Annotated in this window: 13 protein-coding genes; 8 read left to right on the top strand and 5 right to left on the bottom strand. The window is 64.5% G+C overall.

From position 1 onward, the window contains the following. The first annotated feature begins 168 nt into the window (after positions 1-168). The 3 genes from ACV229_RS22670 (at position 169) to ACV229_RS22660 (ending at position 2094) form a co-directional block, all read left to right on the top strand. The gene (locus tag ACV229_RS22670) at positions 169-390 is read left to right on the top strand and encodes a hypothetical protein (protein ID WP_448085347.1); all 222 of its coding nucleotides are present in this window, start codon (positions 169-171) and stop codon (positions 388-390) included. A 176-nt stretch (positions 391-566) separates the two neighbouring features. Continuing rightward, positions 567-1367 carry a transporter substrate-binding domain-containing protein gene (locus ACV229_RS22665; RefSeq protein ID WP_448085346.1) on the top strand — a complete coding sequence of 267 codons (801 nt, stop codon included), beginning with the start codon at positions 567-569 and terminating at the stop codon, positions 1365-1367. A gap of 67 nt (positions 1368-1434) precedes the next feature. Next, positions 1435-2094 carry an amino acid ABC transporter permease gene (locus ACV229_RS22660; protein ID WP_448085345.1) on the top strand — a complete coding sequence of 220 codons (660 nt, stop codon included), beginning with the start codon at positions 1435-1437 and terminating at the stop codon, positions 2092-2094. Positions 2095-2154: 60 nt separating this feature from the next. Here the strand turns inward: ACV229_RS22660 and ACV229_RS22655 are convergent, their stop codons facing one another. Further along, positions 2155-3207 carry an RNA-guided endonuclease InsQ/TnpB family protein gene (locus ACV229_RS22655; RefSeq protein ID WP_448085453.1) on the bottom strand — a complete coding sequence of 351 codons (1053 nt, stop codon included), beginning with the start codon at positions 3205-3207 and terminating at the stop codon, positions 2155-2157. Between the two features lie 113 nt (positions 3208-3320). Here ACV229_RS22655 and ACV229_RS22650 point away from each other — a divergent pair, with 113 nt between their 5' ends. The 3 genes from ACV229_RS22650 (at position 3321) to ACV229_RS22640 (ending at position 5771) form a co-directional block, all read left to right on the top strand. Then, positions 3321-4046: an amino acid ABC transporter ATP-binding protein gene (locus ACV229_RS22650; protein WP_448085344.1), complete on the top strand. Its 726-nt coding sequence runs from the start codon at positions 3321-3323 to the stop codon at positions 4044-4046. 117 nt (positions 4047-4163) lie between these two features. Continuing rightward, a complete protein-coding gene (metC, locus tag ACV229_RS22645) occupies positions 4164-5351 on the top strand; it encodes a cystathionine beta-lyase (RefSeq protein ID WP_448085343.1) in 1188 nt (395 codons plus the stop codon). A 75-nt stretch (positions 5352-5426) separates the two neighbouring features. Next, on the top strand, positions 5427-5771 hold the full coding sequence (locus ACV229_RS22640) for a DUF3088 domain-containing protein (protein WP_448085342.1): 345 nt from the start codon (positions 5427-5429) through the stop codon (positions 5769-5771). A 419-nt stretch (positions 5772-6190) separates the two neighbouring features. Here ACV229_RS22640 and ACV229_RS22635 read toward each other — a convergent pair whose 3' ends face one another. Further along, positions 6191-6538 (bottom strand): helix-turn-helix transcriptional regulator, encoded by a 348-nt coding sequence (locus tag ACV229_RS22635; protein WP_448085341.1) that lies wholly within the window; start codon positions 6536-6538, stop codon positions 6191-6193. Between the two features lie 313 nt (positions 6539-6851). Here ACV229_RS22635 and ACV229_RS22630 point away from each other — a divergent pair, with 313 nt between their 5' ends. Further along, complete coding sequence (locus tag ACV229_RS22630; RefSeq protein WP_448085340.1) at positions 6852-7520, top strand: hypothetical protein; 669 nt, start codon at positions 6852-6854, stop codon at positions 7518-7520. 833 nt (positions 7521-8353) lie between these two features. Here ACV229_RS22630 and ACV229_RS22625 read toward each other — a convergent pair. Continuing rightward, on the bottom strand, positions 8354-8668 hold the full coding sequence (locus ACV229_RS22625; protein ID WP_448085339.1) for a helix-turn-helix transcriptional regulator: 315 nt from the start codon (positions 8666-8668) through the stop codon (positions 8354-8356). A 130-nt stretch (positions 8669-8798) separates the two neighbouring features. Next, positions 8799-9686: a DMT family transporter gene (locus ACV229_RS22620; protein ID WP_448085338.1), complete on the bottom strand. Its 888-nt coding sequence runs from the start codon at positions 9684-9686 to the stop codon at positions 8799-8801. A gap of 125 nt (positions 9687-9811) precedes the next feature. On the opposite strand from ACV229_RS22620, the gene ACV229_RS22615 reads away from it, so the two are divergent. Beyond that, positions 9812-11287: an aminotransferase-like domain-containing protein gene (locus tag ACV229_RS22615; protein ID WP_448085337.1), complete on the top strand. Its 1476-nt coding sequence runs from the start codon at positions 9812-9814 to the stop codon at positions 11285-11287. 128 nt (positions 11288-11415) lie between these two features. Here the strand turns inward: ACV229_RS22615 and ACV229_RS22610 are convergent, their stop codons facing one another. Further along, complete coding sequence (locus tag ACV229_RS22610; RefSeq protein ID WP_448085336.1) at positions 11416-12849, bottom strand: nicotinate phosphoribosyltransferase; 1434 nt, start codon at positions 12847-12849, stop codon at positions 11416-11418. Between the last annotated feature and the right edge of the window lies 1 nt (position 12850).

The following is a 12850-nucleotide window of genomic DNA, read 5'->3' as shown; positions in this document are numbered from 1 at the left end:
ATCACGAGAGAAAAACTTTCCACGAAACGCAGAAAGTCCGCGCGTTTTTGGAAACACTTTCCCTTTTGACAAAACTAAGATTGCCCTCAGTCGTTCAGCATTTGTGGCCGCCGGACACGCATCGACGATGCGTCCGGTCTACAACACTCACAAGCCGCACGGGCAATCATGAACACCATGCTTGAACTCTTCGCCGCGCACCGAAACACGTTCGACACGAACGGTGCGCGGCCTGTCGCGCGGTTCGCCGCGCACGATCGCTTCGCGACGCGCATCGCGGTTTGCCGTCGCCACGCATCGCTGCTCTCGGCCGTCACACCTGTCCCGCCATTCGACACCACGCGCCGGCACCTGCGCCGTTCCACACCCGCGCGCGACCGCACGCCGTAACGCTCAGCGCAAGCGGCCCGTGCCGCCGCTTGCCGCCTTCGTTTCCTGCGCCGCGCATTGCGCGGCATGAATCCCGCCCACGGCGACGCCGCCCGTCGCCGCGGACGCGCACACCCTGAGTTTTTTCGACTTGATTTTTCGACCTGCATTTTTCAACAAGCACCCCGGAGACAACCATGAAACGCTTCACCCCGACGCTCAAGCAAGGATTCGCCGCCGCACTGCTCTGCATGGCAGCCGCCACGTCGCACGCGGCGGACCTGCTCGACACCGTCAAGCAGGCCGGCGTGCTGAAGATCGCGCTCGAAGGCACGTATCCGCCGTTCGACTACCGCAATGCCGAAGGCCAGCTCGAAGGCTTCGATGTCGACGTCGCGAAGGCCGTCGCCGCGCGTCTCGGCGTGAAGCCGCAATTCGTCACGACCGAATGGAGCGGGATCCTCGCCGGTCTGCAGGCCGGCAAGTTCGACGTGATCGTCAACCAGGTCGCGATCACGCCGTCGCGCAAACAGGCGCTCGACTTCAGCCAGCCGTACGTGTATTCGTCCGCGCAGTTGCTGCAACGGCAGAACGACACGCGCGCGTTCAAGTCGCTCGACGAACTGAAGGGCAAGAAGGTCGGCGTAACGATGGGCAGCAACTACGTCGACCTCGTGAAGACCGTGCCCGCGATCGACCTGCAGGTGTATCCCGGCACGCCGGAGAACCTGCGCGACCTCGCGGCCGGCCGCATCGACGCGGCGGTCAACGATCGGCTGATGCTCAGCTACCTGATCAAGAACTCGCACCTGCCGCTGCGCCCCGGCTCCGTGCTGCCGGGCGGCGAGGACCAGATGGGCATTCCGTTCCGCAAGGGCAATCCGAAGTTCGCGAAAGCGATCGACGACGCGATCGCGTCGCTGCAGCAGGACGGCACGCTGAAGAAGATCTCGATGCAATGGTTCGGCACGGACACGTCGAAGCCGGTCACGCAATAACGCAATCCGCCCCGGGGCCGCGCGCACGATCGCGCGGCCCGTCCGGCACACAATCAGGAGACACGTGATGGAAGCATTCGATCTGGTCGTTCACACCCTCCCCGTGATGGTGAAAGGCGCGGTCCTCACGCTGAAGTTCGCGGTGGCGTCGATGGTGCTCGGCCTCGTCGTCGGGCTCGTGATCGCGATCATGCGCATCGGCAGCAACCGGCTCGCATCGGGGCTCGCGCAGGGCTACGTCAGCGTGATGCGCGGCACGCCGCTGCTCGTGCAGATGTTCGTCGTCTATTACGGGCTGCCCGATCTCGGCATCACGCTCGATCCGACGACGGCCGGCATCTTCACGCTGACGCTCAACGCGGCCGCGTATCTGTCGGAGAGCATGCGCGGCGCAATCCTCGGCATCGGCCGCGGTCAATGGGCGGCCGCGCACAGCCTCGGCCTCACGCACGTGCAGACGCTGCGCTACGTCGTCTGCCCGCAGGCGCTGCGCCTCGCGGTGCCAAGCCTCGGCAATACGCTGATCAGCCTGATCAAGGACACGTCGCTCGTCTCCGTGATCACCGTGACGGAACTGCTGCGCTCGACGCAGGAAGTGATCGCCGCGACGTTCCAGCCGCTGCCGCTCTATCTCGCGGCCGCCGCGATCTACTGGGTGCTGAGCACGCTGCTCACGCGGCTGCAGGGCCGCGTCGAGACCCGCCTGGCGCTGCCGTCCGCGCATTGAACGCATGCCGTTCGAACAACACGACATGGATGAAGGACAACACTTGACGTCCTCGCCCGCCTAAAGGCGGACGATTCCCACAACTGGCGATGCACGTCCGCATCGGAGAATGTTCAACGCAGCGTTGGTATCACGATCATGCACGACACCACAGCCACTGCAGGTCCACGCCCTTATTCTCAGTCCCGCGATACCTTTCGGCCGCGTCGTGCTGTCTTTCGATCCGCACGCCGAACAGGACTGGGTAGAACCGCTTTCGTCCACTTCCTCGAACGTGGCTCCGTGCGCCATCGCCTTGTAACGGAGCTTGTTTCGGAAGGACGACCAGGATGCGTCGTAGACGCTCTTCGCCATCCTGGTTCTGGCGAGTCTGGCGGCCGACACGTTGCCGACCGCGATGTAATCGAAGCGCCGCACCAGATCGCGTGCGAGCTTATGCTGGAAATCGGCGCGGGCATTCGCCACCTTGGCGTGCAGCTTTGCGATATGCCGCTTGTGTTTGCGCGCCCGTTGCGCCTTCGCGAGCTTGTCAGCAGCTCGCCGGCCGAACTGGTCGTTGGGCAGCTTCTCGCCGGTCGAAAGTGTTGCGAAGTCTTTCAGACCGAGATCGATACCGACGCCGGAACGGATCGGGCGCGCCTGAACATCGGGCAATTCAATCACGATGTTGAGAAACCAGTTGCCGCGCGCATCCTGCGCAAAATTGGTGCCGTCCTTGATCTTGCCGTCGGGAAGCGGCCGGCTGCTGAACACGCGGAATGTGTTGCCGGCGAAGCGAAACGCATCGCCCTCGCGCTTCAGGTCGCGGCCCTTCAGCGGCACCCAGCCCAGCGAATTCCTGCCGCGATAGCGCAGGTAAGGGCGCCGGTGCTGGCTGCGCGATTTCGCGTATTGCTCGCACGTGGCATTGACCGCGCCGGAGTGGATGCCGAGTTCCTTGCTGCTGCCGGTCGTCAGCACGTTCAGGTCGAAACCCGTCGGCCACTTCTTGCCCCACTTGAGCGCGTGCTTCTGCGCGTCATTGCAGAAGTTCCACACATAGTTCACCGCACGGCTCTGCTTGTTAAGGAGTCCGTGGAGCGACTTCACCCGGTAGCGGTAGACAAGGATCATGCCGGTCATTCTAACGTTGGAATGCCGTCTGTCGACGGCGCTCCTTTCCTCCTCGCCATGCGCCCCGAAGGAAGTCCCCTTGGGGGAAATGGCGGGGTTTCTCGGAGAAACTGATGATTACGCTCGACAACGTGTCCAAATGGTATGGCAAGCATCAGGTCCTCGCGAATTGCAGCGCGGCGGTGTCGAAAGGCGAAGTGGTCGTCGTGTGCGGGCCGTCGGGCTCCGGCAAGTCGACGCTGATCAAGACGATCAACGGCCTCGAGCCGTTCCAGAAAGGCAGCATCACCGTCGACGGCGCGCGGCTCGGCGATCCGGCCGTGAAGCTCGCGCAATTGCGCGCGCGCGTCGGCATGGTGTTCCAGCACTTCGAGCTGTTTCCACACCTGTCGATCACCGAGAACCTGACGCTCGCGCAGATTAAGGTGCTCGGCCGTCGCAAGGACGAGGCGATCGAGAATGGCCTGAAGCTGCTCGACCGCGTCGGCCTGAAGGCGCACGCGCACAAATTTCCGGGGCAACTGTCCGGTGGGCAGCAGCAGCGCGTCGCGATCGCACGCGCGCTGTCGATGAATCCGGTCGCGATGCTGTTCGACGAACCGACCTCTGCGCTCGATCCCGAGATGATCAACGAAGTGCTCGACGTGATGGTCGAGCTCGCGCGCGACGGCATGACGATGGTGTGCGTAACGCACGAGATGGGCTTCGCACGCAAGGTCGCGCACCGCGTGATCTTCATGGACCAGGGCGCGGTGGTCGAAGATGCGGCCAGCGACGCGTTCTTCGCCGCGCCGCGCTCCGACCGCGCGCGCGACTTCCTCGACAAGATCCTGCACTGACTCAGTGCGGCGGCCGCGTGCCGCCGCTTTGGACCCGCTTTGGACCCGCTTTGGACCCGCTTTGGACCGCTTCCGAACCGCTTCGCACCGATTGACCGACGACCCAAGGACGACATCTTGACTCTGCTGCATTCGACCGACACTGTTCTCGCCCACGAAGGCCGCTCGCACGGCCAGCCAGGCTCGCCCGTGAACCCGCCCGTGTACCGGCAATCGACGCTGCTCTTTCACGGCACCGACGCGCTCGACGCCGTGCGCGGCACGCCGCTCGCGTATGGCCGCCACGGCAGCCCCACCACGCGCGCGCTCGAGAAAGCGCTCGCCCGCCTCGAAGGCGCACATGCCGCGCTGTTGACGCCGAGCGGACTCAGCGCGATCACGACTGCGCTGCTCGCGGTGCTGAACCCCGGCGACCATCTGCTGATGACCGATTCCGCTTACGATCCGACCCGTTCGTTCTGCGAAGAGACGCTTGCGCGTCTCGGCATCGAGACGACGTACTACGATCCGGAGATCGGCGCGGACATCGCGTCGCTGATGCGGCCGAACACGCGTGCGGTGTTCACCGAATCGCCGGGCTCGCTGACCTTCGAGGTGCAGGACATCCCGGCGATCAGCCGCGTCGCGCACCGGCACGGCGCGGTCGTGCTGCTCGACAACACGTGGGGCACGCCGCTGAATTTCCGTTCGTTCGCGCATGGCGTCGACGTGTCGATCCACGCGGCGACGAAGTACATCGCCGGGCATTCGGATGTGCTGATGGGCGCGATCCTGACGACCGAAGCGCTGGCCCCGAAGGTCACGCGCTTCTACCGGCAGCTCGGGATGACCGTCAGCGGCGACGACGCGTATCTCGCGCTGCGCGGACTGCGCACGCTGTCGGTGCGGCTCGAGCGGCACCAGCGCAATGCGCACGCGCTGACGGAATGGCTCGCGAAGCAGCCGGAAGTCGCGCAGATCCTGTATCCGGCGCGGCCGGGCGATGCCGGCCATGCGCTCTGGCAGCGGGATTTCACGGGCGCGTGCGGGCTGTTCGGCGTGGTGCTGCGTCCGCAGCCCGACGACGCGGTGCGCGCGATGCTCGACGGGATGACGTGCTTCGGCATGGGCTACAGCTGGGGCGGCTTCGAGAGCCTGATCATTCCGTCCAATCCGACGCGCGACCGCACGGCGACGCGCTGGGCGTCGCAAGGCCCGCTGCTGCGGATCCACGCGGGCCTCGAGCATCCCGACGACATGATCGCCGACCTCGATGCGGGCTTCGCGAGAATGCGCGCCGCCGCGCTCGCGCAAGCGGACGCCTGACATGCAACGAGGCGTCGTGCGCGTCGCCTCCGCTCTTTTTCTCGACGTTCATTTTCAACCACTGGAGAAACAACCATGAAGGACACCCTGTTCATCCTTCGCCCGGGCTTTTTTAAGGATACCGAAGGACCGTTCTACTGCGGCGACTCCGTTTCCGTCGAAGGCTTGCTGAGCTTTTATCCGCAATTGCGCGACGCGGTCGACGTCGAATACATCGATGCTCCGCGGCCGCGTCAGCCGATCGTCGCGCTGATCGGCGAGGACAACCAGTCGGCGCCGGTGCTCGTGCTCGGCCAGGGGCAGACGCCGAAGGACGACGCGATCGGGATTCGCGAGCACAACGGCCGGCGCTTCATCGATGCGCCGGCGGATATCCGGCGGTATTTGTCGTCGCAGTACGGGGTCGCGCAAGTTGCGTGAGGTCGCGCCACACTGACTGAAAGCGACACGCCGTCACGGAATTAGCGGACCGCAAGGTTCGTTGATTCCGTGACGGCCGGACCGGCGTGCGTGCCGCGTCGCGCTGCGTTCCGGCCCTGGGTACCAATTACCGCAAACCCTTGTCATCGCTGGGCTTGACGCTCCAGAGAGTCAACATCAGATTTCCCACGCAAGTGCCTGACTGGACGACGTCCCCGACTACACCAAGGGCTCCAGAGAGGAACCGGTCGGACGCGAACCGCTCGACATCGCGCGCGCACCAGAGAAATGATTTCTCGCGCCGCTTCTCTTCGCAGAAGCGGCTTTCTTTCATGGCAACAAGGACCTTCCGCCCGTGATGTGATGCGGGCCGGACAGTCGAACCATGTCGTCCTCTACCGGACTGGCCATGCCCTTCCCTACCGCTTCCGCGACAGACGCTCGCACATCTCCGCTACCCAGCGCCGGACAAGGTCTCGGTCGCTATCGCCCAGCTCTGCAAGCATGTCCGCAATGTCTGCGGCTTCGTCCGCCGCGCGATTGGTCGTTCCACGCAGCAGCACCTCGAGTGGCAGTTCGAACACGTCTGCGAGCTGAATCAGCCGAGGTAGTGGCGGCAGCGTAAGCCCGCGTTCGAAGCGGCTGATCGTTTCTTGCTCGACCCCAAGCATCTCCGCGAGCTGTTCCTGGGTCAGCTCCCGGGCGCCCCGCTCCCGCGCAATCGTCTTCTCAATCTTCTTAGCCACGCCCGCCGCCTGTGTCGCCATGTCCACTTCTGTTGTCGCAAAACGACACGCAGTGTGGTGCTAGCGCGCCCGGGGCGGAACGTCAAAGAATGACGCAACAAGACAATCTGCGCATATACCGTCCTCCAGCACAGAAAAGAAAGCCAGGAATATGGGAGAGCTCGCAAGCCGGACCTAGCGACAAATCTCAAAGCATCGCGGCCCAAATGCCTAAAGACTGACAAGCAAGCTGCCGATATTCCATATGCCGCCCTAATTTCAACGCGCATGGGCGGATGAAAATAATTTGAAAGCTTTTCACTAGACGGGGAAAGAATTGAAGCGAACGAGACTTGTGATTGCCGGCATTGCGCCCGTGCTCGCATTGACCGCATGCGGCGGCGTCAATCAGTATCTTGCGGACCGCAGCGAGACGACTGAGCTATACCACATCTTCGACATCAAAACGACCGCCGATATCGACACGGTGGCTACTGCCGCTGCCGATGGGCTCGCCCAGAACACGAACAGGATTCAGCAGAACCGGCCGCTCATGATGTCCACAGACATCCCGGCAAAACCCGGAAGATTCCAGTTGGTCGATGTATCCTCCGCGCTCGCCGGAACCGGCATGGGCGCATTTCTGCAAGCCGCACAGTCCCAAGCCGGCGCGACCACAATGCGTATCGCAAAATGCGACGGTGCCGTCTGGACGTCGAAGGCAACGCGAGCCATTCCGGGATACAACAATCTCAACCTCTACAGCTGCCTCTACGCCTACAAGGGGGGCTACCAGCTGGACGTCTATGGCGTATTCCAGAAAAATTCCGGCGGCCTGGCCGGACTTGAGCAAGGCCTCGCCGGTAGCCTGGTCGGCACCCCGGACCAGTGGGTGAACAAGACCATTATGGATACGGTCCGCAACATTGCGTCGGCTTCGCAGGCCCGGGTCGTGCAAATCGAGGGCCAGCCGAAAATTGCTGGTGACCAACTGCCTTGGGTGGACAAGCTCTCCGTCCACTGACGCATTTCGCTACGTTCCCACAGACAGAAAAATCTGGTTCGATTCTGCGCGCTCACGCATGGTTTCGACCAGATTTTTTCTTTTGCTGGCCTCAATCTGGACAAGGCCATGCTGAAGCGTGTCTGAACCTACACGAAATCAAAGAAAGCTGTTGAAAGAATCTGACAGCTGGAGCACTCCGCTTGGTGAAACGGATGACCCGGTGCCGGATATGAGTGGTTTGACCTTCTCAAAGTACTCCGACACGGATGGAAAAAATTTCCGGGGATATCTATTCCGCAGTAGCTATTCTCCGGTTGACGCACCGCCTATATCAGCATTTAACAAACCGTAACGAAAATACTTAATACAAATCTTCTACAAAAAGGATAAAAACATATGAAACATTGGCGAATTGCTGCGCTGACCGCCTCCGCATGCTTCGCGGTGCTGGCCACGGGCTGCGCGACAGTAACGGGCGGAACCACACAAACGGTGTCGGTGAAGACACAAAAGGACACGGCCGACGTTGTTGGAGCGGACTGCGTGCTCGCCAACTCGAGGGGCACTTACACGGTCACGACTCCAGGCGCAGTAAGCGTGCATCGTGCAAAGGACGATTTGAGCATCAAGTGCACTAAGGATGGCGAAGCCGATGTCGCCACGACAGTCAAGTCGTCGACTCGCACGGGAACGGTGGTTGGAAATGTCCTATTACTGGGTGTAGGTGCCTTGGTCCTCGACGGGGTCGACAGAGCAAACGGCTCAGCCTATGCGTATCCCGATAACATCTTGGTTTCATTCTCCAAGGACACGGAGCCGCAAGGAGCAAACACCGATGCTGCTCGGAGCACTCAGGCGCAGGTCCAGGCAATGCCGACGACTGACACCGCTCCGACCGTTACCAAGTGATTCACCAGTTTTGGGTACCCTTCGCTTGTTCGATTTTCCATGTCGATCGTTTCGCGGTCGTCGATCGCGCGCGGACCGACGAGCAGCGTGGTGCTTTCCAGTTCGCGACGCAATTCGCCGGGAAGCACGGCGGAAATCTTCGCGAGCGCGTCGGACGCCGCCGAAGTCAATTGCACATCGGCGCACTTCGCGACCCAGCGGAAACCGAGCATCAACGCTTCCAGCTCCGATTGCGAGAACATCAGCGGCGGCAGCATGAACCCGGGGCGAAGGACCTAGCCGATCCCCGGCTCGCCCTGAATGTCCGCCCCCTGGGCCTGCAGCGACGCAATGTCCCGATAGAACCGGTTGCATGTCTGTACGCCGGACGACTGACTTCCGCTCGCGTCACCCCACCCTGCGCACCGGCATCCCCCGCGAGAAATACTTCGCCCCGGCCACGCACCCGACGACGATCGCGGTCACCGCGATCATCGACGTGGGCACCGTCTCGTGCAGCAGCCAGGCAGCGAGCACGAAGCCGAAGAACGGCTGCAGCAACTGCAGCTGGCCGACGCCCGCGATGCCGCCCAGCGCGAGCCCGCGATACCAGAACACGAAGCCGATCAGCATGCTGAACAGCGACACATAAGCGAGCCCCCACAGTGCGGCGGCGTCGACGCCGTCGAATGACGCGGGCGCCGTGACCCATGCGAGCGGCACCATCACCGGCAGCGACAGCACGAGCGCCCATGAAATCACCTGCCAGCCGCCGAGGTGGCGCGACAGGCGCGCGCCTTCCGCATAGCCGAGGCCGCACGCGACGATTGCGGCCAGCATCAGCGCATCACCGACCGGCGACGCTTCGCCGCCATTGCGCAGCGCGAACGCGGCAACGGCGCCGCTGCCGATCAGCGAGAAGATCCAGAACGGCAGCCGCGGCCGCTCGCCGCCGCGCCACACGCCGAACAGCGCGGTCGCGAGCGGCAGCAGCCCGACGAACACGATCGCGTGCGCGGACGTCACGTGCCTGAGCGCCAGCGCCGTCAGCAACGGAAAACCCACCACGACCCCGAGCGCGACGACCACCAGCGATACGACTTCGGCACGCGTCGGCCGCTTCTGCTTCAGCGCGACGAGCAGGAGCAGCGCGAGCGCGCCGGCGATCGTCGCGCGCGCGAACGTCAGGAACATCGGATCGAGGCCCTGCACGGCAACCCGCGTCGCGGGCAGCGAGCCGCTGAAGATGATAACGCCCAGCAGGCCGCTGAGCCATCCGTCGGTGGTCTTTTGCATCGGAATTCCGGATTGAAAGGGGATATCCGATGATCCGCCGCCGGCCAAAAGCGCGTAAGCTACAGCGCAATACAATTCCGACAAACTGTACCGGACAAACATCCGTACAGTTCAGAGCACCCGCCATGAACCGCATCGATCAGGACCTTGCTCCGCCCGCGCCGTCGCGCACGCGCGTGGAAACCGTGATGGACACGCTGCGCGCGCGGATCGCGAGCCGCGCGCTGATGCCCGGTGCGCGGGTGCCGTCGATCCGGATGATGGCCGACACGCTCGGCGTCTCGAAGTCGACCGTCGTCGACGCCTACGAACGGCTCGCGAGCGAAGGCGTGCTCGTCGCGCGGCGCGGGTCGGGCTTCTACGTGTCGGGGCACGCGCCGCCGCTCGTGCTCGCGGATCTCGGCCCGAGCCTCGATCGCGCACTCGATCCGCTGTGGCTGTCGCGGCAATCGCTCGAAGCCGGCGCAGCCGCCGTGAAACCGGGTTGCGGCTGGCTGCCGTCGTCGTGGCTGCCCGACGACAGCCTGCGCCGCGCGCTGCGCGCCGTGTCGCGCGACGAGTCCGATGCGCTCACCGACTATGCGACGCCGCTCGGCCTGCCCGCGCTGCGCCAGCAGCTTGCATGGCGGCTCGCGCAGCATGGCGTGCAGGCGGACCCCACGCAGATCGTGCTGACCGACGGCGGCACGCACGCGCTCGATCTCGTGTGCCGCATGCTGCTGGAGCCGGGCGACACCGTCGTGCTCGACGATCCGTGCTACTTCAACTTCCAGGCGCTGCTGCGCGCGCACCGCGCGCAGATCGTCAGCGTGCCGTACACGCCGAACGGCCCGGACCTCGCACGCTTCGAACAGACGCTGATCGAGCATCGGCCGCGCCTCTACATCACGAACGCGGCGCTGCATAATCCGACCGGCGCGACGCTCGCGCCGCCCGTCGCGCACCGGTTGCTGACGCTCGCGACCGAGCACGACCTGCTGATCGTCGAGGACGAGATCTTCGCGGACTTCGAGAGCACGCCCGCGCCGCGCCTTGCCGCGTTCGACGGGCTCGCGCGCGTGGTGTCGATCGGCAGTTTCTCGAAGACGCTGTCGGCGGCGATGCGTTGCGGCTTCATCGCCGCGCGCACCGAATGGATCGAGCCGCTCGTCGACCTGAAGCTCGCGACATCGTTCGGCAATGCGCAGCTCACGGCGAACGTCGTGCATCGGCTGCTCGTCGACGGCACGTACCGGCGGCACATGGACGGCTTGCGCGCGCGGCTCGCCGACGCGATGGGCGAGACGATCCGGCGGCTCGCGCGCACCGGGCTCGGGATCTGGACGGAGCCGCGCGGCGGACTGTTCGTGTGGGCGGAATTGCCGGACGGGCTCGATGCCGCGCGGGTCGCGCGTCACGCACTCGACGAAGGCGTCGTACTCGCGCCCGGCAACGTGTTCAGCGCATCGCACAGTGCGACGTCGTTCCTGCGTTTCAACGTGTCGCGCTGCAAGGGGCCGGCGGTCTTCGATACGCTCGCGCGAGCGATGGACGCGGCGCGGCGCGACGAACGTGCGACGGCGTCGCCGGCGGACAAGCGCGCGACGGCGAGCGGCTCATGACGGTTCGCAGAAGCGCAGGCGGTCGCCGAACGGATCGGTGATCTGCATGCTCCGGCCAATCGCGATGCCAGCGTAGGACGGGCGGGACGGTACGGCGCGATCCCGCCCGCGTCACCCCGCCCTTCACCTCACGCCTCCCCCGCGTGCGCCCTCGCCCGCACGTCGGCCAACGACACATCGACCAGCAGCCGCCCCGTATCGAACACCGTCTCGAGCGCGTCGTCCCATTCGCTTTCGATCGCACGATCGTCCCACGCAACCGGCAGCGTCACGGTCCGGTATTCGCCGGTGCGGCGGTTGCGCAGCAGCGTGAGCCTGCCCTTCTTCGAGCGCTTGCCCTGATCGGTGACGGGATCCTTGCAGACGTCGTGCCACACGCCGGCGCGGCGGATCGCCGAGCACTTCATCGCGAAGCGCTGCGTGTCGCGGTTCACCCGCTGCAGCAGCGCGCCGCCCATCCCGAACACGACATTGCCGGCCGCATAGCCCGAGTCGTCGAGCGCGGACAGGATCGCCTCGATCGACACCTCGTCGACGCCGTCGCCCTGGATCACGCGCACGTGGTTCAGCACGCGCCGCCCCTTGCCGTTCAACGTCGAACCGAACGATGCATCGAGCGCGCGCACGGTCTGCAGCACGATCGTCACGGGATCGCCGGAATCGGGCCGCACGACGAGCGTCGCGCCGGAGTCGATCACGGCCTGCTTCAGCTCGCCACCCCACAGATCGAGCGCGGCGAACAGATCGTAGGAGTCCGACACGACCGACACGATCGCGCCCGGCAGGCCGAAGCGGCGCAGCATGTTGCGGTACGCATCGGCTTCGCCTTCGCGCCCCCATGACGTGATCGTGCTGTGCTCGGCGGCCGGCACCGAATACGCGGCCATCGGCTCGCGGTAGAAGCGGTTCGCGGCGAGCACGCCCAGCACCGTGTCCGAACCCATGAAGCTGACGAGGTGCGCGGCGCCGCCGATCGCCGCCGATTCCGCACTCGACACGCCACGCGCGCCGAAGTCGTGCAGCTTGAACGGCAGTTGCGTCACATCGTCGTCGGTCTTCTCGAGAAAGCGGCGGATCGTCTGCCGCAGGTGCCAGCTCTGCGTCGCGACCGTCACCGGATACCACACGCGCAGCAGCATCGTCTCCAGATACGACGCGAGCCAGAACACCTGTGGATCGTCGCATTCGACAGTCATCAGCACATTGTGCGTCGGCACGACCGCGCCTTCGGGCACCGCGCGGATCTTCACCGGCAGGTAGCCGTCGTAGCGTTCGACGATGGTGCGCCAGCCCGCTTCGTTGAACGGCTCGCCGTGCACCGTGAAGAAGTCGCGCGCATCGTCGATCATCGCGTGCGTGACCGGCTTGCACAGATATTCCTTCAGCAGCATTTGCAGGCCGAAGAACACCGTGCGGTCGTAGCGGCCGCCGCGCGATTCGACGTACGAGAACATCGCGCTCGCGTCGGCCGGATATTGCAGGAAGTGGGATGCCTTGTACGAATCCGTGTTGAGGATCGGGTTGGCGAGTACCGCGGCAAGGCCGCCGAGATCGTTTTGCATG

It is taken from the genome of Burkholderia sp. MR1-5-21, from assembly GCF_053427715.1.
The sequence above is the reverse complement of the archived record's forward strand: the minus strand, read 5'-3'. Positions and strand labels throughout refer to the sequence as shown.